Raw genomic sequence first — 26,434 nt, forward strand, 5'->3', positions numbered from 1 at the left:
AGAGGGCGGGATAACCCGCCCTTAACCTTATTTCTTCAGTGCCGACGTGAAAGGACGCTCGGTATAACCGGTATACAGCTGACGTGGACGGGCAATCTTCATGCCTTCGTCGTGCATCTCTTTCCAGTGTGCAATCCAGCCCACGGTACGCGCCATCGCGAAGATCACGGTAAACATGGAGGACGGGATGCCCATCGCTTTCAGAATAATGCCAGAGTAGAAATCGACGTTTGGATAGAGTTTACGCTCAATGAAGTACGGGTCGTTCAGCGCGATATGTTCCAGCTCCATCGCCACTTCCAGCAGGTCATCTTTCATACCCAGCTCATTCAGCACTTCGTGGCAGGTTTCACGCATGACGGTAGCGCGCGGGTCGTAGTTTTTATACACACGGTGGCCAAAGCCCATCAGACGGAACGAATCGTTCTTGTCTTTAGCACGACGGACGAATTCCGGGATGTGATCCACGGTGCTGATCTCTTCCAGCATACGCAGCGTAGCTTCGTTCGCACCACCGTGTGCCGGTCCCCACAGGGACGCGATACCCGCCGCGATACAGGCAAACGGGTTAGCACCGGAAGAACCAGCAGTACGTACGGTGGAGGTGGAGGCGTTTTGTTCGTGGTCAGCGTGCAGAATCAGAATACGGTCCATGGCGCGTTCCAGTACCGGGTTTACCTTGTACTCTTCGCACGGGGTGGCAAACATCATATGCAGGAAGTTACCCGCATAGGAGAGGTCGTTGCGCGGATAAACGAACGGCTGACCAATGGAGTATTTGTAGCACATCGCCGCCATGGTTGGCATTTTGGACAACAGACGGAACGCGGCGATTTCACGGTGACGTTCAATATTGACGTCCAGCGAGTCGTGATAAAACGCGGCCAGCGCACCCGTTACACCACACATGACCGCCATCGGATGCGAGTCACGGCGGAAGCCGTGGAACAGACGGGTGATTTGCTCGTGGATCATGGTGTGGCGGGTAACGGTAACGCGGAATTCTTCAAACTGCTCCTGGGTTGGCGCTTCGCCGTTCAGCAGGATATAACAGACTTCCAGGTAGTTTGAGTGCGTTGCCAGTTGATCAATCGGAAAACCGCGATGTAACAAAATACCTTCATCACCATCAATAAAGGTGATTTTAGATTCGCATGACGCTGTAGAGGTGAAACCGGGGTCGAAGGTAAACAGGCCTTTATTGCCGAGAGCGCGGACATCAACGACATCCTGTCCCAGCGTGCCATGCATCACGTCCAGTTCAACTGCCGTATTGTCTTGTAGGGTTAGCGTCACTTTTTTATCTGTCATTTTTCGTCTCCATAGCGCCTTGGTAGGTAAGGATCTTAGACACCAATACAGCTTTCATGTTTCATAAAAACCACAATCTTCACAGTATCACTCTGCGGTCACGTTTGTCGTGCAAGGTAGAGTACAGAGTGAACGTTACGTTTGGGGCAGTGGCGTCCGGGCATGACATGCTGCAAATCGCGGATGTTAAAGATCCTGTCACGACATAACTTCTTGGTAACCAATAACCTGATGCTTTGTAATGCTCTGAGTGGCAATGTTACATAACTTCAGCTTAGGGGAAAGTGTATCCCCATAACTTTTGTGCATCATAGGGCTTTAATGCGTTTGTTTGTAACCGAATTGTTGAACTTTTGTCAAATCAGATAATTAAAAATGTATGAAATGTGAAATCCGTGAGGGGGATCACTGTTCAGCTTAAATGTGACCAAAGAGATTGTAGGGGAATTGTAATCAGAATGTGATCCTCCTATACTGCCGCCAGGTCTCCGGAACACCCTGACACCAGGAGCCACCCAGCGTTTTCCCCGCGTCACTGAACACTGGATGTTGCTTCTTTGGTGACGGTTGCACTCTGAACACGTCCTGTGTCTCTGGTGCAACCCAGGACCGGAGGAAGCAAAATAAAAAAGAGCTGTGTGGGCAAAACCGTGAAAAAACAAAGACCTGTTAACTTGGATCTCTCGACGATCCGGTTTCCCGTTACTGCAATATCGTCCATTCTCCACCGCGTCTCCGGCGTGATCACCTTTGTCGCTCTCGGAATTCTGCTCTGGTTACTGGGTCTCTCTCTCTCTTCTCCTGAAGGTTTCCTGCAAGCCGCATCCATCATGGATAGCTTCTTCGTCAAATTCATCATGTGGGGCATTCTGACTGCGCTGGCTTACCATGTCGTGGGCGGTATTCGTCATATGTTGGCTGATTTTGGCTTTATGGAAGAAACCTTGCAGGTGGGCACCCGTTCCGCTCAGGCGGCTTTTGGTATCACTGTCGTGCTTTCAATTTTGGCTGGAGTCCTCGTATGGTAAGCAATGCTTCTGCATTAGGACGCAACGGTGTTCATGACTGGCTGTTGCTGCGTGCTGCTGCAATCTTAATTACGCTCTACATTCTCTACATTCTCGGTTTTGTGGTGATGACAGGCACGCTGACGTATGACGTCTGGCGCGGCTTCTTCGCTTCCTCCTTTACCAAAGTGTTCACGTTGCTGACGCTGTTCTCGATTCTGGTCCACGGTTGGATTGGGATGTGGCAGGTGCTGACTGACTACGTGAAACCGGTGGCGACCCGTCTGGTGTTGCAGCTGGTGGTTGTGGTGGCGCTGTTGTCCTATGCAATTTATGGAACCGTTGTAGTGTGGGGTGTGTAAATGAGTTTGCCAGTCAGAGAATTTGATGCCGTGGTGATCGGCGCGGGTGGCGCAGGTATGCGCGCCGCTCTGCAAATCTCCCAATCGGGCCTGAGTTGCGCCCTGTTATCCAAAGTGTTCCCAACCCGTTCCCATACCGTATCGGCGCAAGGCGGTATCACCGTAGCGCTGGGTAACTCCCATGAAGATAACTGGGAATGGCATATGTATGACACCGTCAAAGGTTCCGACTATATCGGTGACCAGGACGCGATTGAATATATGTGTAAAACCGGCCCGGAAGCGATTCTGGAGCTGGAGCATATGGGTCTGCCATTCTCCCGTCTTGATGACGGCCGCGTCTATCAGCGTCCGTTTGGTGGTCAGTCAAAAAACTTCGGTGGTGAGCAGGCAGCGCGTACCGCTGCGGCCGCTGACCGTACTGGCCACGCCCTGCTGCATACCCTGTATCAGCAGAACCTGAAAAACAAAACCACCATCTTCTCTGAATGGTATGCGCTGGACCTGGTGAAAAATGAAGACGGTGCGATTGTCGGTTGTACCGCTATCTGCATCGAAACCGGTGAAACCGTCTACTTCAAAGCCAAAGCTACCATCCTGGCAACTGGCGGTGCGGGACGTATTTATCAGTCCACCACCAACGCCCACATCAACACCGGCGACGGCGTTGGCATGGCGTTGCGTGCTGGCGTGCCGATGCAGGATATGGAGATGTGGCAGTTCCACCCAACCGGCATTGCCGGAGCCGGTGTTCTGGTAACCGAAGGTTGTCGTGGTGAAGGCGGTTATCTGCTGAACAAACACGGCGAACGCTTTATGGAGCGCTATGCGCCAAACGCCAAAGACCTGGCGGGGCGTGATGTGGTCGCTCGTTCCATGATGGTGGAGATCCGTGAAGGTCGTGGCTGTGACGGCCCGTGGGGTCCACATATCAAACTGAAACTCGACCATCTGGGTGCAGAAGTACTGGAATCACGTCTGCCGGGCATTCTCGAGCTGTCGCGTACCTTTGCTCACGTCGATCCGATTAAAGAACCGATTCCGGTCATTCCAACCTGTCACTACATGATGGGTGGCGTGCCGACCAAAGTCACCGGCCAGGCGCTGCGCGTCAATGAGCAGGGTGAAGATGAAGTGATTCCAGGCCTGTTCGCGGTGGGTGAAATCGCCTGCGTATCGGTACACGGTGCTAACCGTCTTGGCGGTAACTCCCTGCTTGACCTGGTGGTGTTTGGCCGTGCAGCGGGTCTGCATCTGGCGGAATGTATCGAAGAGCAGGGTGAACTGCGCGATGCCAGCCAGGAAGAGATCGACGCGGCAATGGCGCGTTTCAACCGCTGGGAAAACAACACCACTGGCGAAGACCCGGTTGAGATTCGCAAAGCACTGCAACGCTGCATGCAGAACAACTTCTCGGTGTTCCGTGAAGGTGAAGCGATGGCGCAGGGGCTGGAAGAGTTAAAAGTGATCCGTGAGCGTCTGAAATCCGCGCGTCTGGATGACCGTTCACCGGACTTCAATACTCAGCGTATCGAGTGTCTTGAACTGGATAACCTGCTGGAAACCGCGTATGCCACGGCAGTGGCGGCGAACTTCCGTACCGAAAGCCGTGGTGCGCATAGCCGCTTCGACTACCCGGATCGCGATGATGAAAACTGGCTGTGCCACAGCCTCTATGTTCCGCAAACGGAAAGCATGACGCGCCGTGAGGTGAACATGCAACCGAAACTGCGTGCGGCCTTCCCGCCGAAAGCGCGTACTTACTAATTGCGGAGATCATCATGAGACTCGAATTTTCAATCTATCGTTACAACCCGGAAGTGGATGACGCGCCGCGTATGCAGGAGTACAGCCTGGAAGCGGAAGACGGTCGCGATATGATGCTGCTGGATGCGCTGATCAAGCTGAAAGAGAAAGATCCGACGCTGGCGTTTCGTCGCTCCTGCCGTGAAGGCGTGTGCGGGTCCGATGGCCTGAACATGAACGGCAAAAACGGTCTGGCGTGCATCACCCCGGTCTCTGCGCTGGGTAATGGTTCGAAGAAAATTGTTATCCGTCCATTGCCTGGTTTGCCGGTGATCCGCGATCTGGTTGTGGATATGGGGCAATTCTACGCACAATATGAGAAGATTAAGCCTTACCTGTTGAATAACGGGGAAAATCCACCGGCACGCGAGCATTTACAAAGCCCGGCTGAGCGTGAGCATCTGGATGGCCTGTACGAGTGTATTCTCTGCGCCTGCTGCTCAACCTCATGCCCGTCGTTCTGGTGGAACCCGGATAAATTCATCGGTCCGGCCGGTCTGCTGGCGGCTTACCGTTTCCTGATTGACAGCCGCGATACGGAAACCGATGCGCGTCTGGATAATCTGAACGATGCTTTCAGTGTATTCCGCTGTCACAGCATCATGAACTGTGTGAGCGTGTGCCCGAAAGGACTAAACCCGACGCGCGCCATCGGCCATATTAAGTCGATGCTGCTGCAACGCGGGGCGTAATCACCACCACTGTCCGGGAACCTCAGGTTCCCGGCAGTTTACGGAAGCCTCTATAAGCGCGGTCAACACCACGCTTATAAAGGTTCCCTTACGAGTCGGGCGCCGATAGCGCAAGGGCTCGTATCGCTGAACTCACTACGGCAAGCCGCGAAAGCGGCAACAATGAAACCTCAAAAAAAGCATACTAATGCTTAAGGGATCACAATGCAGAACAGCGCGATGAAGCCCTGGCTGGACTCCTCCTGGCTGGCCGGCGCGAACCAATCTTACATAGAGCAACTCTATGAGGATTTCCTGACCGATCCTGACTCTGTTGATGCAGTGTGGCGCGACATGTTCCAACAGCTGCCTGGCACTGGCGTGAAACCTGAGCAGTTTCACTCCACCACGCGTGATTACTTCCGCCGCCTGGCGAAAGATGCTGCGCGTTACACTTCCACAGTCACTGATCCGGCCACCAACTCCAAACAGGTTAAGGTGTTGCAGTTGATCAACGCCTTCCGCTTTCGCGGACACCAGCACGCTAACCTTGATCCACTCGGCTTGTGGAAGCAGGACGCTGTACCGGATCTCGACCCGGTTTATCACGACCTGACCGACGCCGATTTTCAGGAAAGCTTTAACGTAGGCTCATTTGCTATCGGCAAAGAGACCATGAAGCTGGCCGATCTCTATGAGGCGCTGAAGCAAACCTACTGCGGCTCCATTGGTGCCGAGTATATGCATATCACCAACACCGACGAAAAACGCTGGATTCAACAGCGTATCGAATCGGTGGTGGGGCACGCGACGTTCAGCACGGATGAGAAAAAAGGTTTCCTGAAAGAACTGACAGCGGCAGAAGGCCTGGAAAAATATCTGGGCGCTAAATTCCCGGGCGCAAAACGCTTCTCGCTGGAAGGCGGCGACGCACTGATTCCAATGCTGCGTGAGATGATCCGTCATGCCGGTAAGAGTGGCACGCGTGAAGTGGTGCTGGGTATGGCACACCGTGGTCGTCTTAACGTCTTGATCAACGTGCTGGGTAAAAAGCCCCAGGATCTGTTCGACGAGTTCTCCGGTAAGCATAAAGAACATCTCGGCACCGGTGACGTGAAGTACCACATGGGCTTCTCGTCAGACGTGGAAACCGAAGGCGGCCTGGTGCATCTGGCGCTGGCGTTTAACCCGTCGCACCTCGAAATCGTTAGCCCGGTGGTGATGGGTTCGGTGCGTGCGCGTCTGGATCGTCTGGCAGAACCAAGCAGCAATAAAGTGCTGCCAATCACCATTCATGGTGATGCTGCGGTAACCGGCCAGGGCGTGGTGCAGGAAACCCTGAACATGTCGCAGGCGCGTGGTTACGAAGTGGGCGGTACCGTTCGCATCGTGATCAACAACCAGGTGGGCTTCACCACCTCTAACCCGCTGGACGCGCGTTCTACGCCGTACTGTACCGATATCGGTAAAATGGTGCAGGCACCGATTTTCCACGTTAACGCGGATGATCCGGAAGCCGTTGCCTTTGTTACCCGACTGGCGCTCGACTATCGCAACACCTTCAAACGTGATGTGTTTATCGATCTGGTGTGCTACCGCCGTCATGGCCATAACGAAGCCGATGAGCCAAGTGCAACCCAGCCGCTGATGTACCAGAAAATCAAAAAGCATCCGACACCGCGTAAAATCTATGCCGATCGTCTGGAAGCGGATGGTATTGCCAAACTGGAAGATGCCACCGAGATGGTCAACCTGTACCGCGACGCACTGGATGCCGGTGAATGCGTGGTGCCGGAATGGCGTCCGATGAGTCTGCATTCTTTCACCTGGTCACCGTATCTCAACCACGACTGGGATGAGAGCTACCCGGCAACTGTGGAGATGAAACGTTTGCAGGAACTGGCGCGTCGTATCAGCCAGGTGCCGGAAGCGGTTGAAGTCCAGGGGCGTGTCGCCAAGATTTACAACGATCGTAAAGAGATGGCCGAAGGCAACAAAGCCTTTGACTGGGGCGGCGCGGAGAACCTCGCTTACGCTACGCTGGTGGATGAAGGCATCCCGGTCCGTCTGTCTGGTGAAGACTCCGGCCGTGGCACCTTCTTCCATCGTCATGCGGTAGTGCACAACCAGGCGAACGGTTCAACTTACACGCCGCTGCACCATATCCATCATGGTCAGGGCCAGTTCAAAGTTTGGGACTCCGTCCTGTCCGAAGAAGCGGTGCTGGCGTTTGAATACGGTTATGCCACCGCAGAGCCGCGCGTGCTGACCATCTGGGAAGCGCAGTTCGGTGACTTTGCCAACGGTGCTCAGGTGGTAATCGACCAGTTCATCAGTTCCGGCGAGCAGAAGTGGGGCCGTATGTGTGGCCTGGTGATGCTGCTGCCGCATGGCTACGAAGGACAAGGCCCGGAGCACTCCTCCGCCCGTCTGGAACGCTATCTGCAACTCTGTGCTGAGCAGAACATGCAGGTGTGTGTACCGTCTACGCCAGCGCAGGTTTACCATATGCTGCGTCGTCAGGCGTTACGCGGCATGCGTCGTCCGTTGATCGTGATGTCGCCGAAGTCGTTGCTGCGTCATCCGCTGGCGATTTCCACACTCGACGAACTGGCGAACGGCAGCTTCCAGCCGGCTATCGGCGAAATCGACGCCCTTGATGCGAAACAGGTAAAACGCGTAGTGATGTGTTCTGGTAAGGTCTATTACGACCTGCTGGAGCAACGTCGTAAGAACGAGAAAAACGACGTCGCGATTATTCGTATCGAGCAGTTATACCCGTTCCCGCATAAAGCGGTACAGGAAGCATTAAAAGCTTATGCCCATGTGCAGGATTTTGTCTGGTGTCAGGAAGAACCCCTGAATCAGGGTGCATGGTATTGCAGTCAGCATCATTTCCGCGAAGTGATTCCGTTTGGTGCGTCACTGCGTTATGCAGGCCGTCCGGCTTCGGCTTCACCGGCCGTGGGCTACATGTCTGTACATCAAAAACAGCAGCAAGACCTGGTTAACGACGCGCTGAACCTTGGTTAATAAAAAGGAAAGATAATGAGTAGTGTAGATATTCTCGTTCCCGATTTGCCTGAATCCGTAGCGGATGCAACGGTAGCCACCTGGCATAAAAAACCCGGCGACGCGGTCAGTCGCGATGAAGTGATTGTCGAAATCGAAACCGACAAAGTGGTACTGGAAGTACCGGCTGCTGCCGACGGTGTTCTGGATGCGGTGCTTGAAGATGAAGGCGCAACCGTGACCTCACGTCAGATCCTGGGCCGTCTGAAGGAAGGCAACAGCAGCGGGAAAGAGACTACCGCGAAAGTGGAGAGCAAGGAGTCAACGCCAGCACAGCGTCAGACTGCTTCTCTGGAAGAAGAAAGCAATGACGCGCTCAGCCCGGCGATTCGCCGTCTGATCGCGGAGCACGACCTTGACGCCAGCCAGATCAAAGGCAGCGGCGTGGGCGGTCGTATCACCCGTGAAGATGTAGAAAAACATCTGGCGAAGAAACCGGAAGCTAAAGCCGCACCGACTGCGCAGCCTGCTGCCGCTGCTGCGCCGACGGCGATTGCGAACCGCAGCGAGAAGCGTGTACCGATGACGCGTCTGCGTAAGCGCGTGGCTGAGCGTCTGCTGGAAGCGAAGAACAGCACCGCGATGCTGACGACCTTCAACGAAGTGAACATGAAGCCGATCATGGATCTGCGTAAGCAGTACGGCGATGCCTTCGAGAAGCGTCACGGCGTGCGTCTGGGCTTTATGTCTTTCTACATCAAAGCCGTGGTTGAAGCGCTGAAGCGCTTCCCGGAAGTGAACGCGTCTATCGATGGCGAAGACGTGGTGTATCACAACTATTTCGACGTCAGCATCGCGGTATCAACCCCGCGTGGTCTGGTGACGCCAGTGCTGAAAGATGTTGATGCGCTGAGCATGGCTGACATCGAGAAGAAAATTAAAGAGCTGGCGGTAAAAGGCCGTGACGGCAAGCTGACCGTTGAAGAACTGACCGGCGGTAACTTCACCATCACCAACGGTGGGGTATTCGGTTCGCTGATGTCCACGCCGATCATCAACCCACCGCAGAGTGCGATCCTGGGTATGCACGCTATCAAAGATCGTCCGATGGCAGTGAATGGTCAGGTTGTGGTGCTGCCAATGATGTATCTGGCGCTCTCCTATGATCACCGTCTGATCGATGGCCGCGAGTCTGTCGGCTATCTGGTGGCTGTGAAAGAGATGCTGGAAGATCCGGCGCGTCTGCTGCTGGACGTCTAATTTTCACCGGGCGCGTTCTTATGGGCGCGCCCAACACTCATTAGTCTTTTCAGACCTGAATGGATAGAACATCATGAACTTACACGAATACCAGGCGAAACAGCTGTTTGCACGGTATGGTATGCCGGCACCGACTGGCTACGCCTGTACTACGCCACGCGAAGCAGAAGAAGCCGCCTCTAAAATTGGCGCAGGCCCGTGGGTAGTGAAATGTCAGGTTCATGCCGGTGGCCGCGGTAAAGCGGGCGGTGTGAAAGTGGTTAAGAGCAAAGAAGAGATCCGCGCCTTTGCAGAACACTGGCTGGGCAAACGTCTGGTGACCTATCAAACTGACGCCGAAGGCCAGCCGGTAAACCAGATTCTGGTTGAAGCCGCGACTGACATCGATCAGGAGCTGTACCTGGGTGCGGTCGTTGACCGTGCCAGCCGTCGCGTGGTCTTTATGGCCTCGACCGAAGGTGGTGTTGAGATCGAGAAAGTGGCGGAAGAGACCCCGCACCTGATCCACAAAATGGCACTCGATCCGTTGGCCGGTCCTCAGCCGTATCAGGGCCGCGAGCTGGCGTTCAAACTGGGCCTGACCGGTAAGCAAGTCAGCCAGTTCACCAAAATCTTTATGGGTCTGGCGACCATGTTCCTCGAGCGCGATCTGGCGCTGGTAGAGATCAACCCGCTGGTCGTTACCAAGCAGGGTGACCTGGTGTGCCTCGATGGCAAACTGGGTGCCGATGGCAACGCCCTGTTCCGTCAGCCGGAACTGCGTGAAATGCGTGACCCGAGCCAGGAAGATCCGCGTGAAGCTCATGCAACGCAGTGGGAACTGAACTACGTCGCACTGGAAGGCAACATTGGCTGTATGGTCAACGGTGCCGGTCTGGCGATGGGTACCATGGACATCGTGAAGCACCACGGTGGTCAGCCTGCAAACTTCCTTGATGTCGGCGGCGGCGCAACCAAAGAGCGCGTAACCGAAGCCTTCAAAATCATCCTGTCTGACGATGCGGTTAAAGCCGTATTCGTTAACATCTTCGGCGGCATCGTGCGTTGCGACCTGATCGCAGACGGCATCATCGGTGCAGTGGCAGAAGTGGGTGTCAACGTACCGGTGGTGGTACGTCTGGAAGGTAACAACGCCGAGCTGGGCGCTAAGAAACTGGCGGACAGCGGTCTGAACATCATTGCAGCAACCAGCCTGACAGACGCGGCACAGCGTGTTGTTGCTGCTGCGGAGGGTAAATAATGTCCATTTTGATCGACAAAAACACCAAAGTCATTTGCCAGGGTTTCACCGGTGGCCAGGGGACTTTCCACTCTGAGCAGGCGCTGGCCTATGGTACGCAGCTGGTTGGCGGTGTGACGCCGGGCAAAGGCGGCACCACTCATCTCGGTCTGCCGGTGTTTAACACCGTGCGCGAAGCGGTAGAAGCAACAGGCGCAACCGCCACCGTGATCTACGTTCCGGCTCCGTTCTGCAAAGACGGTATCCTGGAAGCGATCGATGCCGGTATCAAACTGATCATCACCATCACCGAAGGTATCCCGACACTGGATATGCTGACCGTCAAAGTGAAGCTGGATGAAGCTGGTGTACGCATGATCGGCCCGAACTGTCCGGGTGTGATCACCCCAGGCGAATGTAAAATCGGTATCATGCCGGGCCACATTCACCTGCCGGGCCGCGTAGGTATCGTGTCACGTTCTGGCACCCTGACCTATGAAGCGGTTAAACAGACCACCGATATTGGTTATGGTCAGTCTACTTGTGTCGGCATCGGTGGTGACCCGATCCCGGGTTCTAACTTCATCGACATCCTGAAAATGTTCCAGGAAGACCCGCAGACCGAAGCGATCGTGATGATTGGTGAGATCGGCGGTAGTGCTGAAGAAGAAGCTGCTGCCTATATCAAAGAACACGTCACCAAGCCGGTTGTTGGTTACATCGCCGGTGTGACTGCGCCGAAAGGTAAACGTATGGGCCACGCCGGTGCAATCATTGCCGGTGGTAAAGGTACGGCGGATGAGAAATTCGCTGCACTGGAAGCGGCTGGCGTGAAAACCGTGCGCAGCCTGGCTGACATCGGTGATGCGGTGAAAGCGGTACTGCCTGCTAAATAAGTTTACGTTTTTGATCTAAGCCACCTGCGGGTGGCTTTTTTTATGTCCGTAGCCACTGAAAAAGTGGGGAAAAATCCTGCGCAGTGAAAATTGCCGTCTATGCTTACTTTGTCAGAAAGGTAAAGAAGGGCAAATTCGAAGGCGTTCTGTTTGAAAGTTAGGAAAGTCTTACCCGCCGCTTCGTTAAATTTTTATGGCAAAGGTAATTATTTTCTTAATTACGTCATCGTCTCATGACAACTAATTAACAACCTGCCTAACAATACATATCTGGAAATTTTGTACGTTATCTCAGATCAATAAATGCTGAGATATAACAAACTTTACCGCTGGCAAAGCGCAGCGCAAACGGTATAAATTGCGCTACATCAATTCAATCATTTCCATGTTTTTTCAGGAGTTTGTGCCAGGCGTTGTTATATCAATTCTGTCGCCACCGCACTCTCGACTGTCGAAAACCGATTGTTGCGATGAGTTTTCAGGGCTTTTTCATCACAGTTACTCGCTCACTTCGGGCAGCAGATTACTCTGTTCTGTCGGTAACAAAACAAAACTGGAATCAATAATCAGTCGTTCCTGACTCTTATTCTGCACGTCAATGTCTGTCTTTTTACCGTTGTCGCCCGCAGAAGGAGTTCATGCGAGGAGCAAGGAGTCATCATGTTAGATATTGTCGAGCTGTCGCGTTTACAGTTTGCTCTGACGGCGATGTACCATTTCCTGTTCGTGCCATTAACGCTGGGTATGGCGTTTCTGTTGGCGATCATGGAAACCGTATACGTCCTGACGGGGAAACAAATTTATAAAGATATGACCAAATTCTGGGGCAAGTTGTTTGGTATCAACTTTGCCCTGGGTGTGGCGACCGGTCTGACCATGGAGTTTCAGTTCGGTACCAACTGGTCTTATTACTCACATTACGTCGGCGATATCTTTGGTGCGCCGCTGGCCATCGAAGGCCTGATGGCGTTCTTCCTTGAATCTACCTTTGTCGGCCTGTTCTTCTTCGGCTGGGATCGCCTCGGTAAGGTACAACACCTGACGGTAACCTGGCTGGTGGCGCTGGGTTCGAACATGTCAGCGCTGTGGATCCTCGTGGCGAACGGCTGGATGCAAAACCCGATTGCCTCTGAGTTCAACTTCGAAACCATGCGTATGGAGATGGTGAGCTTCTCCGAACTGGTGCTCAACCCGGTGGCGCAGGTGAAATTCGTGCACACGGTTGCAGCCGGTTACACCGCAGGGGCGATGTTTATCCTCGGTATCAGCTCATGGTATCTGTTGAAAGGGCGTGACATTGCTTTCGCTAAGCGCTCCTTCGCGATTGCCGCCAGCTTCGGTATGGCTGCGGTGCTCTCCGTTATCGTACTGGGTGATGAATCCGGCTATGAAATGGGTGATGTGCAGAAAACCAAACTGGCTGCCATCGAAGCGGAATGGGAAACGCAACCTGCGCCTGCCTCCTTTACCTTGTTCGGTATTCCAGATCAGGACGCGCAGCAAAACAGATACGCTATCCAGATTCCTTATCTGCTCGGTTTGATAGCCACTCGTTCGGTGGATACGCCGGTTACCGGCCTGAAAGAGTTGCTGGCGCAGCATGAAGTGCGTATCCGTAATGGTATGAAGGCCTATGCGTTACTCAACGAATTGCGTGCAGGTAGCAAGGATCCGGCAGTGCGTACCGCTTTTGAGCAAAGCAAACAGGATCTCGGTTATGGCTTGCTGCTGAAGCGTTATACCCCGGACGTGGCTAACGCTACCGAAGCGCAGATTCAGAAAGCGACGGCGGACTCGATCCCTCGCGTCGCACCGCTCTATTTTGCCTTCCGTATCATGGTGCTGTGCGGCGTGCTGCTGCTGGCAATCATTGCGTTGTCGTTCCTGAGTGTGATCCGCAATCGCATCGGCAAGTGGCCGTGGCTGCTTAAAGCGGCGCTGTACGGCATCCCACTGCCGTGGATCGCCATCGAATCAGGTTGGTTTGTCGCGGAATATGGTCGTCAACCTTGGGCGGTCGGTGAGGTGTTGCCGACGGCAGTGGCGAACTCTTCGCTGACCACTGGTGACGTGCTGTTCTCCATGATTCTGATATGCGGTCTGTACACCCTGTTCCTGGTGGCGGAGATGTATTTGATGTTCAAATTTGCCCGCCTTGGTCCAAGCAGCCTGAAAACGGGCCGCTACCACCATGAGCAGATTGGCTCATCGACTCAACCGGCGCGTGGATAAGGAGAGCTACCATGTTTGATTATGAAGTGTTGCGATTTATCTGGTGGCTGCTGATCGGCATTCTGCTGGTTGGGTTTGCCGTCACTGAAGGTTTCGACATGGGGGTAGGGATGCTGGTCCGTATTATGGGCCGCACCGATACCGAACGTCGCGTAATGATCAACACCATTGCCCCGCACTGGGATGGGAACCAGGTGTGGCTGATCACCGCAGGTGGCGCGCTTTTCGCTGCCTGGCCGATGGTGTACGCCGCCGCATTTTCCGGCTTCTATGTCGCGATGATCCTGGTACTGTCGTCACTGTTCTTCCGTCCGGTCGGTTTTGATTACCGCTCCAAGATTGAAGATGTGCGCTGGCGTGGCACCTGGGACTGGGGCATCTTTATCGGTAGCTTCGTACCGCCGTTGGTGATTGGCGTGGCATTCGGTAACCTGTTGCAGGGCGTACCCTTCCACGCTGACGAATACCTGCGTCTGTTCTATACCGGCAACTTCTTCCAGCTGTTAAATCCGTTTGGCCTGCTGGCTGGCGTGATCAGTGTGGCGATGTTCCTGGCGCAGGGCGCAACTTATCTGCAAATGCGTACCACTGGCGAACTGCATGTCCGTTCACGTTCTGTTGCGCAGATCTCCGCCTTAGTGATGATGGTGTGCTTCATTCTCGCTGGTGTGTGGGTGAAATACGGTATTGATGGTTATGTGGTGAAAAGCGTTATCGATCACCATGCGGCGTCTAATCCACTGGGTAAAGATGTGGTACGTGAAGCCGGAGCCTGGCTGGTGAACTTTGAGCAGACGCCGATCCTGTGGATCTTCCCGTTACTGGGTGTGCTGATGCCGCTGCTGACCATCCTGTGTTCGCGTGCTGAGAAGGGTGCCTGGGCATTTATCTTCTCTTCACTGACTCTGGCGGGTGTGATCATGACGGTAGGCATTGCGATGTTCCCGTTCATCATGCCATCCAGCACCGTGCCGGGCACCAGCCTGACCATGTGGGATGCAACCTCCAGTGCGCTGACGCTGAAAATTATGACCTTTGCGGCCATCGTGTTTGTGCCGATCATTCTGCTGTACACCACCTGGTGTTACTACAAAATGTATGGTCGCATCACCAAAGAACACATTGAGAGCAATACGCACTCCCTGTACTGATTAAGGAGAAAGAGCATGTGGTATTTTGCCTGGATACTTGGCACCCTGCTGGCTTGTTCGTTCGGTGTGATCGCGGCACTGGCGCTGGAGCGTGCGGAAGAAGCCGCAGCAAAGGGTGATAAAGCCTGATGCGCGGATTGTTTCAGACACTGTATCGTCTGATGGATAAGGGCCCGTTACGGGCCCTTTCACTATTGCTGGCCCTATGGTTGGCGGGGTGTGTGTTCTGGGAACCGTCGCGCTTCGCGGCGAAGACCAGCGCTCTCTCGGTCTGGCATGGACTGGTGCTGATTTGGGCGGTATGTACTGGCGTGATTCATGGTACCGGGTTCCGTCCTCAGCGCTTGCGTTGGCAAGCGTTGTTCACACCGTTACCGGCAATGGTCGTGTTGGCGGCGGGAATCATCTGGTTTTACCGTTAAGTCAACGATCAGGACGAATGTTGTCCTTTTTTTGTAGAAATTTCAGGCGCTGGTGTGAGGTTATGTCAGCGCCTGGTCAAGAAACCTGCCAAAAATCCTTCCGATTGTTACCGTGTGATAATTATTTTCTCGCGGCGTCAGCGGGCCATTCCCAAGCTGATCTCACTTGCGTATAGTAGCAACGTTTAAAATGATACCGGGATGTAGAGTGAGTACAACGCTGTTTCGCTGGCCGGTTCGGGTCTATTACGAAGACACCGACGCCGGTGGTGTGGTTTACCATGCCAGCTATATCGCTTTTTATGAACGAGCACGTACCGAAATGCTGCGCCAGCACCATTTCAATCAACAGACGTTGCTGGAACAGCAAATCTGTTTTGTGGTACGGCGTATGACGGTGGACTATCTTGCGGCAGCACGTCTTGACGATCTTCTGGAAATCCAGAGTGAAGTGACCTCAATGACGCGAGCCACCATGACGTTCTCGCAGCGTATCGTGAATAATGAAGGCAAAGTGCTCAATGAAGCAGAAGTCCTGATTGCCTGCATCAACCCACATCTAATGAAGCCGATTGCGCTTCCCAAGTCTATTGTCGCGGAGTTCAAGCAGTGACTGACATGAATATTCTTGATTTGTTCCTGAAGGCAAGCCTTCTGGTCAAACTTATCATGTTGATTTTGATCGGCTTTTCCATTGCCTCCTGGGCAATCATTATTCAGCGCACCCGCATTCTCAATGCTGCCGGGCGCGAAGCCGAAGCGTTTGAAGATAAATTCTGGTCAGGTATCGAGCTGTCTCGCCTGTATCAGGAGAGCCAGGGACGTCGTGACGAACTGAACGGCTCAGAGCAGATTTTCTATTCCGGTTTTAAAGAGTTCGCGCGCCTGCATCGCGCCAATAGCCACGCGCCAGAAGCGGTGGTGGAAGGTGCCAGCCGTGCCATGCGTATCTCGATGAACCGTGAACTGGAAGCGCTGGAAAACCACATTCCTTTCCTTGGCACCGTCGGTTCCATCAGTCCTTATATCGGTCTGTTTGGTACGGTGTGGGGGATTATGCACGCCTTTATCGCCCTCGGCGCGGTGAAGCAGGCTACCTTGCAAATGGTTGCGCCGGGTATCGCTGAAGCGCTGATCGCCACCGCAATCGGTCTGTTTGCCGCGATTCCGGCGGTCATGGCGTACAACCGTCTGAACCAGCGTGTGAATAAGCTGGAGCAGGGCTACGACAACTTTATGGAAGAGTTCACGGCTATCCTGCATCGTCAGGCTTTCTCCACCGACAATACGAAGTAAGTCGAGGTAAACGATGGCCAGAACCCGTGGTCGCGGACGCCGCGACCTTAAGTCGGAAATCAACATCGTTCCACTCCTGGACGTGCTGCTGGTGCTGCTGCTGATTTTTATGGCAACCGCGCCAATCATTACCCAAAGTGTGGAAGTGGATCTGCCGGATGCGACTGATTCAAAAACAGTTTCCAGCGATGATAATCCGCCGGTGATTGTCGAAGTTTCCGGGGTAGGGCAGTACAGCCTGGTGGTGGATCACGATCGTATGAACCAACTGCCTCCTGAGCAAGTGGTGAGCGAAGCGCAGCGCCGACTGGAAGCCAATCCGAAGACTGTTTTTCTGATCGGTGGTGCGAAAGATGTGCCTTACGACGAAATCATCAAGGCGCTTAACCTGCTGCATCAGGCTGGCGTGAAATCTGTCGGTTTGATGACGCAGCCGATTTAAAGCGAACCGTTTTTGGGAACCGAGAGTGTCGAAGGCAACCGAGCAAAACGAGAAGTTAAAACGCGCGATAATCATTTCGGTGATTCTGCACATCGTGTTGATCGCCTTGCTGATTTGGAGCTCGTTTAACGAAAAAATCGAATCCAGCGGCGGTGGCGGCGGTAGCGATATCGACGCGGTAATGGTCGACCCGGGTGCCGTGGTTGATCAATACAATCGTCAGCAGAATCAACAAAGCGATAGCAAGCGTGCCGAGCAGCAGCGCGAGAAACAGGCGCAGCAGCAGGCTGAAGAGTTGCAACAGAAGCAGGCCGCCGAACAACAGCGTCTGAAAGAGCTGGAGAAAGAGCGTTTGCAGGCGCAACAGGAAGCCAAAGAGCAGGCGAAACAGCAGGCCGAGCAGCAGAAAGCGGCTGAAGCGGCGGCAAAACAGGCGCAGGAAGAACAGAAAGCGGCTGAAGCGGCAGCGGCGAAAGCCAAAGCCGACGCCAAAGCGCAGGCCGATGCACAGGCAAAAGCGGCGGCAGAAGCTCAGGCGAAAGCCGCTGCTGAAGCGAAGCAGGCAGCGGCTGAAGCGAAAAAACAGGCTGAGCAAGAGGCGAAGGCGGCAGCAGCCGAAGCGGCGAAAGAGAAAGCGGCGCAGGAAGCGAAAGCAGCGGCTCAGGCGAAAGCCAAAGCGGATGCCGAAGCCAAAGCGCAAGCCGCGGCCGATGCCAAGGCAAAAGCCGCGCAGGAAGCCAAAGAGAAAGCGGCTGAAGACGCGAAAGCTAAGGCTGCGGCTGAGGCGAAAGAAAAAGCCGAAGCAGCAGCGAAAGCGAAGGCGGATGCTGCGGCGAAAGCCAAAGCGGCAGCTGACGCGAAGAAGAAAGCCGCTGCTGAAGCGGCGAAGAATGAAAACGCTGTTGATGATCTGCTGGGTGGTCTTTCATCCGGTAAGAATGCACCGAAAAGTGGGAACGCTTCCGGTGGCGGGGCTGCGGCTGGACAAGGTAATCAGAAGAAAGCCGGTGCTTCAGGAGCCGAAATTAACTCCTATATGGGCCAGGTTGTGGCAGCGATTCAGAGCCGTTTCTATGATGCCGATTCGTACAAAGGTAAAGAGTGTAACCTGCGCATCAAGCTGGCTCCGGATGGCTTGCTGATTGATGTGAGGGCGGAGGGTGGCGATCCTGCGTTGTGTCAGGCGGCAGTCTCGGCGGCGAAACAGGCACGCATACCGAAGCCACCTTCACAGGCGGTGTATGAGGTGTTCAAAAACGCACCAATGGATTTCAAACCTCAGTAATGCAGTAACATACGGCAGGTTGAACTAAGGTTAGCTTGCCGTATTCTATGAGTACCCGTGTTTTTTCAGGAACAGTGCGAATTATCATGAACTCAGGTTCAGATAAGGGAGAAAAGATGAAGCAGGCACTTCGTGTAACCTTAGGTTTTTTTGTACTGCTGTGGGCGGCCATGCTGCACGCGGAAGTACGCATTGAAATTACGCAGGGCGTGAATACAGCACGTCCTATTGGTGTGGTTCCTTTCCAGTGGGCCGGTCCGGGCGCTGCACCAGAAGATATTGGTGGCATCGTCGCAGCAGACTTGCGTAACAGCGGTAAATTCAATCCGCTGGATCGCTCACGTCTGCCGCAGCAGCCGACCAGCGCACAGCAGGTTCAGCCTGCCGCCTGGAGCGCACTGGGTATCGACGCTGTCGTGGTAGGTCAGGTCACCCCGAATGCCGATGGCAGCTACCAGATCGCTTACCAACTGGTGGATACCGGTGGTGCACCGGGCACGGTACTGGCGCAGAACTCTTACAAAGTGACGAAGCAGTGGCTGCGTTATGCCGCACACACTGCCAGTGACGAAGTGTTTGAGAAGCTGACCGGTATCAAAGGTGCCTTCCGTACCCGTATCGCGTACGTGGTACAGACCAACGGTGGTCAGTTCCCGTATGAACTTCGCGTTTCTGATTACGATGGTTACAACCAGTTTGTGGTGCATCGTTCGCCGGAACCGCTGATGTCACCGACCTGGTCGCCGGACGGCAGCAAACTGGCTTATGTGACCTTTGAAAGCGGTAAATCTGCGCTGGTAGTGCAGACGCTGGCAAACGGTGCGATTCGCCAGGTGGCTTCTTTCCCGCGCCACAACGGTGCGCCAGCCTTCTCGCCGGATGGTTCTAAACTGGCATTTGCCCTGTCTAAAACCGGTAGCTTGAATCTGTACGTGATGGACCTGGGTTCAGGTCAGATTCGTCAGATTACCGATGGGCGTTACAACAGCACCGAACCCACCTGGTTCCCGGATAGCCAGACCCTGGCTTACACCTCGGATCAGGCCGGTGCGCCACAGATTTACAAAATTGGCATTAACGGCGGTGCGCCACAACGTATTACCTGGGAAGGTTCACAGAACCAGGATGCGGATGTGTCTGCCGACGGTAAAACAATGGTGATGATCAGCAGCGCCGGTGGTGCTCAGCATGTCGCCAAACAGGATCTGGAAACGGGAGCCGTTCAAACGTTAACGGACACGTTCCTGGATGAGACGCCAAGTCTGGCTCCTAACGGCACGATGGTAATCTATAGCTCTACTCAGGGGATGGGTTCCGTGTTGCAGTTGGTTTCAACCGATGGGCGTTTCAAAGCGCGTCTTCCGGCAACTGATGGACAGGTAAAATCACCTGCCTGGTCGCCGTATCTGTGATGCATCAATCCCCTGCTGAGGTGGGGGATCATATGTATGGCAAACAAAATAATAGGATAAAGAAATGCAACTGAACAAAGTGCTGAAGGGTTTGATGCTGGCTCTGCCGGTTATCGCAGTGGCTGCATGTAGCTCTCACAAAAACAACAACAACGACCAGACTGGTATGGGTGCTGATGGCGCTTACGGTTCTGGCCAGAACGGTAACATGTCTTCTGACGAGCAGGCACGTCTGCAAATGCAGCAGCTGCAGCAGAACAACATCGTTTACTTCGGTCTGGACAAGTATGACGTGCAGTCTGAGTACGCTCAGATGCTGGATCAGCACGCTGCTTTCCTGCGTAGCAACCCGTCTTACAAAGTGACCATCGAAGGTCATGCGGATGAGCGCGGTACGCCGGAATACAACATCGCCCTGGGCGAGCGTCGTGCTAACGCAGTGAAAATGTACCTGCAGGGTAAAGGCGTGTCAGCTGATCAGATGTCTATCGTATCTTACGGTAAAGAGAAGCCGGCAGTTCTGGGTCACGACGAAGCGGCTTACGCTAAAAACCGTCGTGCCGTTCTGGTTTACTAAGATAATCACATGATGAGTAACTTCAGACTTCATCTCTTGAGTCTGTCGTTACTGGTTGGTGTAGCGGCCCCCTGGGCCGCTAATGCCCAGGCGTCAATCAGTAGCGTTGGCTCAGGCTCGGTCGAAGACCGTGTCACCACTCTTGAACGAATCTCCAATGCCCAGGCTCAGCTTTTGCAGCAGTTGCAGCAGCAGATGAGTGACAACCAAAGCGATATCGATTCGCTGCGCGGGCAAATTCAGCAGAACACCTATCAGCTTAATCAGGTGATTGAGCGCCAGAAGCAGATCTACCAACAGATTGACAGTTTGAGCAGCGGTAATAATGGTGCTCAGGCCAGCGGTGGTGGTGATGCAGCGGCAGCCGCCGGTGGTGCTGATGCTGGTGCTGCCACCGCAGCCGCAGGCAGCAGTGACAGCGCAGCAACCGCAGCGCCGACACAAAGCGGTGATGCCAACAGCGACTACAATGCCGCTGTAGCGCTGATTCTGGAGAAGAAGCAGTACGATCAGGCCATTACTGCGTTGCAGGCATGGGTGAAGCGTTATCCTGATTCGACTTACCAGCCCAATGCCAATTACTGGCTGGGGCAGTTGTTTTACAACAAGGGCAAAAAGGACGATGCGGCCTATTATTTTGCCACTGTGGTAAAAAACTACCCGAAATCGCCGAAAGCTGCAGAAGCGTTGTTTAAGGTTGGGGTGATCATGCAGGAGAAGAACGACACGGCGAAAGCCAAGGCGGTCTACCAGCAAGTGATCAAACAATTCCCAAACAGCGAATCGGCAAAGCTGGCGCAGAAACGTCTCGCCGGGTTGTAATTTGTGCAGCACAGACCGGATTTCGTGTGATTTCTGGTCTGGCCGCATGAAAGGTAAGCAATTGAGTGATTTGGTGGAAAATAAGGGTTGCGCTACCCCGCTAAATCAGTAATATATGCCGCCGTTGCCGGGACATATCTTAACAAGTATCGGCAGCGCTGAAGATGGGTCGTTAGCTCAGTTGGTAGAGCAGTTGACTTTTAATCAATTGGTCGCAGGTTCGAATCCTGCACGACCCACCATCTCAACCTCTAATCGGTTCAGTGTTTTCTTCAGTTTGCTTCACAACCACGATGGGTCGTTAGCTCAGTTGGTAGAGCAGTTGACTTTTAATCAATTGGTCGCAGGTTCGAATCCTGCACGACCCACCATCTGGTCACTCTGGTTGTAAGCCCTCATCGAGCGGGTCGTTAGCTCAGTTGGTAGAGCAGTTGACTTTTAATCAATTGGTCGCAGGTTCGAATCCTGCACGACCCACCAATATTGCTTCCTGGGATATTTGATAATATCCGGGGAAATAAGAAAACCGCCTCTCTGTTTCAGAGAGGCGGTTTTTTTTCATCTTGATGAATTCCATGCCTGATAGTTCAGCATTTTGTCTGCGAATGTGCGGCAATTTTTCGGAGAAAAATCTAAATTTCCGATGACACTATTGCGTTAGAGAACCTGGGCAAACATACTATTTAACTACCGCATTATCATCATTCTCGATGTATTCACTGTGAACACAGGCGCTGCCAGCCAGGCGACGCTGGCGATGTCCCCGGTCAGTCTCCATGTTCCGGGACGGAACATTAGCGAAGAATCAGTCTGCTCCCAGTCTTGGTAATGCTGGATATATAAGATGATTCTTATACGAAATGGGATTATGCTGAAGCCGTTGTAAGTGTCTTTGGGAAAAAAAATGAACTCGACTGAAAAAGAATTCAATACAGTAAAGGAATTCAAAAACGCTTCAAATACCTCTGCAGAAATTAAGATTGGAATTGGTGGGAACTCCGCATACCCGGATTTGACCATGAATGCGATTGCGTTCATGCAACCAACGGAGCTTACCCAATCAGCCTGGCTTGAACATATCCCCTTTGCTTTTTGGCTGACCAATGCCCACAAACCGCGCGTTCTGGTTGAGCTGGGCACACATTATGGCTCATCGTATTTTGCATTCTGCCAGGCAATTGAACAGCTGCGTTTACCTACTCGAAGTTACGCCATCGATGCCTGGAAAGGTGATGAGCATGCCGGCTTTTATGGCGAAAACGTCTATGGCTCGGTGCATGCTCACAATACTCGTTTCTACTCACGCTTCTCTACACTCATGCGCACCACCTTTGATGAAGGGGCTAACTTCTTCAAAGAGGGTGAAATCGATCTGCTACATATCGATGGATACCATACTTACGAAGCCGTGAAACACGACTTTGACACCTGGCTGCCGAAACTCTCCAGTCGTGGGGTGGTTATTATTCATGACAGCAACGAGCGTAAGGGGGACTTTGGCGTCTTCCGCTTTGTTGAGGAGTTAAGACACACCTATCCCTGTTTCGAATTTGCCCACGGTCATGGTTTAACGATAGTGGGGGTGGGGGCTGAGCAAACCGCAGCATTACAACGCTTGTTTGCAGCCGATAACGATGAAACGCAACTCCGCAACGTTCAGGAAGTGTTTGCCCGTCTGGGGAAAGCTTGCCTTGATGAATATAGTGTACGTTCGTTAAAAACAACGATTGGGGCTGCCCAAAGCGAGCGCGATCGCTCGGTTAAGGAAGCGGAGCAACTCCGCCAGCGAATTGCGGAAGCAGAAGTAACGATATCTCAGCAAAAGGAACAGTTCCGCATGCGGATTATGGAAAATGACAACGCCAGAGAACGGACAGATGCAAAAACCGCTGCGCAAATTGTGGAATTAGAGGCTTCTCTGTCGCGGGCTACACAACAGCTGGTGCTGCGCAGACAAGAAAATGAGATGTTACTCGCTGAAGCCAGAAAGGCGGCTGAATCGCTGGCACTGGCCACTCAGGAGCTTGCGTTCAAAAATGAGGATATCAGAATCATTCTGAACTCTTCCTCATGGCGTATCACTGCGCCTGTGCGTGCTACGAAACGCGCGCTGCGTCGTGTATTACGACGGACAAAAAACACGCTACTGCGACGTCAATCTGTTGCTTCAGGAATGCCTGAGCAACAGGTTCAGGTCGATCGCGAATGGTATCTGCAAACCTATCCAGATGTATTGGGGTCGGGTGTCGAGCCAGAAGAACATTACCAGAACTACGGTAAGCACGAAGGTCGCTATCCTACCCAAAATGCCTTTCTGCAGGCTGAGGTGCCAGATTTCGATGCAGAATGGTATCTCGATACCTACACCGACGTTGCCCGCGCGCAGATATCTGCGGTGTACCATTACATTACGCATGGACGTCAGGAAGGACGATTTTCTTCATTAGCCAGGCTGGTCGCGCAGGATCTGGATATTCCGTGGTATCTGGAAACCTATCCTGATGTTGCTGCATCAGGTATGGACCCGTTCGAACATTTTCTTCTGTATGGTCATACCGAAGGGCGTCAGCCGAGTGCAACGCCGCGCATGTTAGAAGCACCGTTCTTCCGCTATGGGCCTTCAGAATATGGTGCTAAAGGAAGGACGTTATTGATTGACGCCCCAGTGCAATTGAATGAAGGTTTCTCGCGCACCATTGGTGTCCATCTGCACTTGTATTATGTCGATCTGGCCGATGAATTCATCAAACATTTGAATACCATCCCGACGGGCTTTGATCTGTTTATTTCGCTGCCTCGTGGCAAGCATAATGTCGAAGAGTGCGAGCGCAAATTCCGTACGGGTATTAAAACGCTTAAAAAATTAATCATCCGGGAAACAGAAAATAAAGGGAGAGATATTTATCCGTTTATTGTTGAGTTTGGTCCGGAATTGCTTTCCTACGAACTTATTCTTCATATTCACTCGAAGAAATCGCCACAAGCGTTATCAAAAGGATGGCGTCGTTTCCTGCTGCATTACACGCTGGGCAGTGAGTCTATTACGACACAAATCCTGAATTCATTTGATAACGATCCGAAATTAGGTGTGTTATTCCCGGCTTATTTCTACGGGGTGACACGTCAACCTAATTGGGGAGGCAATCGTGAGATAGTTAAGGAACAGCTGGCACGTCTGGGCTTCACCTATGACATGACCTATTGTCCGGACTATCCGGCAGGATCGTTCTTCTGGTCGCGTTCTGATGCATTGCGCCCACTGCTCAATGGTGAATACCGTCTGGAAGATTTTGACGAAGAGGAAGGACAGTATGACGGTACGCTGGCACATGGTTTTGAGCGCCTGTTTGGTACGGTCCCGCTGTTGCAGAATTACACGACAACGATGCGTTTCGTCGACAGGGACTTCCGTCTGATCAACTACTTTGATCGAGCGCGTTTAGCTGATTCTGAGTCTGGTAGTTTCCCGCAATTGGTGCGTGACCGTCACGCGGATATCGAAGCTTACCAGCGTGCCGTTCAGGAGAGGGGCGGTCGGAAACCACGTATTGCATTGGTTACTGCCATTATTGGGCCTTTTGATGCGTTACTGCTGCCCAAATGCCTTGAAAGCGATGTCGATTACCACTGTTTTTCTGATTCGGTCACCGATGGTTACGGTGTGTTCCGGATGCATCTTCCGCCTTATATTGATGCCGATCCTCGCCGCTCAGCGCGATATATTAAGACTAATTTGCTGAAATATATCGAAAACTATGATTATGTCATCTGGATCGACGCCAACGTTGAGCTGAATGTCCCGGTTTCTGATCTGGTGGAACGCGTGGCGTTATCTGAACGGCAGATTGGCGCGATTAAACATCCAATCCGCGACACCTGGCTGGAAGAAGCTGAAGAGATCCTGGCGTTGGAGCTTGATGATCCGTCAGCAGTCAGCGAGCAGATTGGCCGTTATAAAGCCATTGATGAGCTGAGTCTTATTCCGCTGATCGAAAGCAATGTGCTGGTGCTGGATGCGCGCGAGCAGGCGGTGCATAACTTCATGAAGCTGTGGTGGAACGAGATCAACACCTACAGCCGCCGTGATCAGATCAGTATAAGTTATGCGTTGAACGCATCTGGCGTCACCTGGTATCCGTTGCTGGAAGATAATCAATCGGTGCGTGACTCTGACGAGTTTGCACTGTACGAGCATGGTTTGAACCAATGGGGACCGCAGCCGCATATCTACGCAAGCTGGCATACCCCGGCCTCTGAACCGGTAGTTGATATCAGTTACACGTCTGCTGACAAGGACGCACAACCGCAGAAATCTCTCGATCTTGATGTTGTGGTCTGTGTTCACAACGCACTGGATGATGTGCGTGCGTGCCTGGCATCTCTGGATGAAGCATTGCAGGGACGAGGAAATATCATTCTGGTCGATGATGCCTCCGCTAAAGAGACCGAGCAATTTCTCGCGGAATTTGCCGTTGCCAAAGGCGCCAAATTGATCAGACAGGAAGTTCGACTGGGTTACACCAAGACAGCCAATAATGGTGTGCGCGGTGGCTCCAGCCGCAATGTGTTGTTGCTTAACAGTGACACTATCGTTCCCGCAGGTGCGTTAGAAAAACTGTGTCATGCGCTGGATAGCCAACCAAACCTTGGCGTAGTGGGGCCACTTTCCAATGCGGCAAGTACCCAATCCGTGCCTTCTATCAAGGGCACCACAACGCAAACGGCAATTAACGCACTGCCGGACGGCCTGACTCCGGCGGATATTGATCACTTCTTCGAGACACGCTGGGATCGTCAGTTGGTGCGCGTACCATTGGTACATGGTTTCTGTTTCGCGGTTAAGCGTGAAGTGTTTGATGCAATAGGTCTGTTCGACGAAAAAAGCTTCCCACACGGCTATGGCGAGGAGAATGATTTCTGTTTCCGCGTGTCGGATGCCGGTTTCGATCTGGCTGTCCTCACCAACACTTACATCTACCATGCAAAATCAAAGAGCTATGCCAGTGATGAGCGCACCCGACTGATGGATGAAGGGATGCAGGCACTGATCCGTAAGTACACTCGCCAGAGGATTGAGCGTTCAGTGGCGACCATGAACGCCCAGCCGAAGCTGGAACTGGCGCGTGAGCAGGCACAAACGCTGTATGATGAACATGCCTGAATGTTAAAGTAATTATTGGCTAAACAAGGCGCCCTGAGGGCGCCTTTTAGTTTTTTTGTAGGGGTAACGGTGCCAGGGGTATCACTCTGT

The 26,434-nt window shown here is 53.1% G+C and carries 21 protein-coding genes and 3 tRNA genes; 23 read left to right on the forward strand and 1 reads right to left on the reverse strand.

What is annotated here, in order from left to right; translation table 11 throughout:
- Window positions 1-27: 27 nt before the first annotated feature.
- Window positions 28-1,311, reverse strand: coding sequence for a citrate synthase (locus tag L579_RS00865; protein ID WP_021182408.1), 1,284 nt, complete (start codon window positions 1,309-1,311; stop codon window positions 28-30).
- Window positions 1,312-1,949: 638 nt separating this feature from the next.
- Here L579_RS00865 and sdhC point away from each other — a divergent pair.
- The 23 genes from sdhC (at window position 1,950) to L579_RS23120 (ending at window position 26,344) form a co-directional block, all read left to right on the forward strand.
- A complete protein-coding gene (gene sdhC / locus L579_RS00870; RefSeq protein WP_036624441.1) occupies window positions 1,950-2,339 on the forward strand; it encodes a succinate dehydrogenase cytochrome b556 subunit in 390 nt (129 codons plus the stop codon).
- Window positions 2,333-2,680, forward strand: coding sequence for a succinate dehydrogenase membrane anchor subunit (sdhD, locus tag L579_RS00875; RefSeq protein ID WP_021182410.1), 348 nt, complete (start codon window positions 2,333-2,335; stop codon window positions 2,678-2,680). The genes sdhC and sdhD overlap by 7 nt, the downstream gene beginning before the upstream one ends.
- Window positions 2,681-4,447: a succinate dehydrogenase flavoprotein subunit gene (gene sdhA, locus L579_RS00880; RefSeq protein WP_021182411.1), complete on the forward strand. Its 1,767-nt coding sequence runs from the start codon at window positions 2,681-2,683 to the stop codon at window positions 4,445-4,447.
- Window positions 4,448-4,461: 14 nt separating this feature from the next.
- A complete protein-coding gene (locus L579_RS00885; RefSeq protein WP_021182412.1) occupies window positions 4,462-5,178 on the forward strand; it encodes a succinate dehydrogenase iron-sulfur subunit in 717 nt (238 codons plus the stop codon).
- 204 nt (window positions 5,179-5,382) lie between these two features.
- The gene (sucA, locus tag L579_RS00890) at window positions 5,383-8,190 is read left to right on the forward strand and encodes a 2-oxoglutarate dehydrogenase E1 component (RefSeq protein ID WP_021182413.1); all 2,808 of its coding nucleotides are present in this window, start codon (window positions 5,383-5,385) and stop codon (window positions 8,188-8,190) included.
- A 15-nt stretch (window positions 8,191-8,205) separates the two neighbouring features.
- Entirely contained in the window at window positions 8,206-9,429 is a 1,224-nt protein-coding gene (gene odhB, locus L579_RS00895; protein WP_021182414.1) for a 2-oxoglutarate dehydrogenase complex dihydrolipoyllysine-residue succinyltransferase, read from the forward strand.
- Between the two features lie 73 nt (window positions 9,430-9,502).
- Window positions 9,503-10,669, forward strand: coding sequence for an ADP-forming succinate--CoA ligase subunit beta (sucC, locus tag L579_RS00900; RefSeq protein ID WP_013508302.1), 1,167 nt, complete (start codon window positions 9,503-9,505; stop codon window positions 10,667-10,669).
- Window positions 10,669-11,544 carry a succinate--CoA ligase subunit alpha gene (gene sucD, locus L579_RS00905; RefSeq protein WP_021182416.1) on the forward strand — a complete coding sequence of 292 codons (876 nt, stop codon included), beginning with the start codon at window positions 10,669-10,671 and terminating at the stop codon, window positions 11,542-11,544. Before sucC ends, sucD begins: the two co-directional genes overlap by 1 nt.
- Before the next feature lie 660 nt (window positions 11,545-12,204).
- The gene (gene cydA, locus L579_RS00910; protein WP_021182417.1) at window positions 12,205-13,776 is read left to right on the forward strand and encodes a cytochrome ubiquinol oxidase subunit I; all 1,572 of its coding nucleotides are present in this window, start codon (window positions 12,205-12,207) and stop codon (window positions 13,774-13,776) included.
- Window positions 13,777-13,787: 11 nt separating this feature from the next.
- Window positions 13,788-14,927: a cytochrome d ubiquinol oxidase subunit II gene (gene cydB / locus L579_RS00915; protein WP_021182418.1), complete on the forward strand. Its 1,140-nt coding sequence runs from the start codon at window positions 13,788-13,790 to the stop codon at window positions 14,925-14,927.
- Window positions 14,928-14,942: 15 nt separating this feature from the next.
- The gene (gene cydX, locus L579_RS23110; protein WP_013508306.1) at window positions 14,943-15,056 is read left to right on the forward strand and encodes a cytochrome bd-I oxidase subunit CydX; all 114 of its coding nucleotides are present in this window, start codon (window positions 14,943-14,945) and stop codon (window positions 15,054-15,056) included.
- On the forward strand, window positions 15,056-15,349 hold the full coding sequence (ybgE, locus tag L579_RS00920) for a cyd operon protein YbgE (RefSeq protein ID WP_036624445.1): 294 nt from the start codon (window positions 15,056-15,058) through the stop codon (window positions 15,347-15,349). Before cydX ends, ybgE begins: the two co-directional genes overlap by 1 nt.
- 190 nt (window positions 15,350-15,539) lie before the next feature.
- Entirely contained in the window at window positions 15,540-15,962 is a 423-nt protein-coding gene (gene ybgC, locus L579_RS00925; RefSeq protein ID WP_369700778.1) for a tol-pal system-associated acyl-CoA thioesterase, read from the forward strand.
- Window positions 15,959-16,645 (forward strand): Tol-Pal system protein TolQ, encoded by a 687-nt coding sequence (gene tolQ, locus L579_RS00930; protein WP_013508309.1) that lies wholly within the window; start codon window positions 15,959-15,961, stop codon window positions 16,643-16,645. Before ybgC ends, tolQ begins: the two co-directional genes overlap by 4 nt.
- 13 nt (window positions 16,646-16,658) lie before the next feature.
- Window positions 16,659-17,087 carry a colicin uptake protein TolR gene (gene tolR / locus L579_RS00935; protein ID WP_013508310.1) on the forward strand — a complete coding sequence of 143 codons (429 nt, stop codon included), beginning with the start codon at window positions 16,659-16,661 and terminating at the stop codon, window positions 17,085-17,087.
- Window positions 17,088-17,112: 25 nt separating this feature from the next.
- Window positions 17,113-18,372 (forward strand): cell envelope integrity protein TolA, encoded by a 1,260-nt coding sequence (gene tolA, locus L579_RS00940; RefSeq protein WP_021182421.1) that lies wholly within the window; start codon window positions 17,113-17,115, stop codon window positions 18,370-18,372.
- Window positions 18,373-18,488: 116 nt separating this feature from the next.
- Window positions 18,489-19,784: a Tol-Pal system beta propeller repeat protein TolB gene (gene tolB / locus L579_RS00945; protein WP_021182422.1), complete on the forward strand. Its 1,296-nt coding sequence runs from the start codon at window positions 18,489-18,491 to the stop codon at window positions 19,782-19,784.
- 64 nt (window positions 19,785-19,848) lie between these two features.
- Complete coding sequence (gene pal, locus L579_RS00950) at window positions 19,849-20,361, forward strand: peptidoglycan-associated lipoprotein Pal (RefSeq protein ID WP_013508313.1); 513 nt, start codon at window positions 19,849-19,851, stop codon at window positions 20,359-20,361.
- Window positions 20,362-20,370: 9 nt separating this feature from the next.
- Window positions 20,371-21,183, forward strand: coding sequence for a cell division protein CpoB (gene cpoB / locus L579_RS00955; protein WP_036624451.1), 813 nt, complete (start codon window positions 20,371-20,373; stop codon window positions 21,181-21,183).
- A gap of 166 nt (window positions 21,184-21,349) precedes the next feature.
- Window positions 21,350-21,425, forward strand: a tRNA-Lys gene (locus L579_RS00960).
- 53 nt (window positions 21,426-21,478) lie between these two features.
- Window positions 21,479-21,554 (forward strand) — tRNA-Lys (locus tag L579_RS00965).
- A 33-nt stretch (window positions 21,555-21,587) separates the two neighbouring features.
- A tRNA-Lys gene (locus tag L579_RS00970) sits at window positions 21,588-21,663 on the forward strand.
- Window positions 21,664-22,087: 424 nt separating this feature from the next.
- The gene (locus L579_RS23120; protein WP_081692756.1) at window positions 22,088-26,344 is read left to right on the forward strand and encodes a rhamnan synthesis F family protein; all 4,257 of its coding nucleotides are present in this window, start codon (window positions 22,088-22,090) and stop codon (window positions 26,342-26,344) included.
- The last annotated feature ends 90 nt before the right edge of the window (window positions 26,345-26,434 follow it).

The sequence above is a fragment of the Pantoea sp. AS-PWVM4 genome (genome assembly GCF_000468095.1).
Lineage (GTDB): Bacteria > Pseudomonadota > Gammaproteobacteria > Enterobacterales > Enterobacteriaceae > Pantoea > Pantoea phytobeneficialis.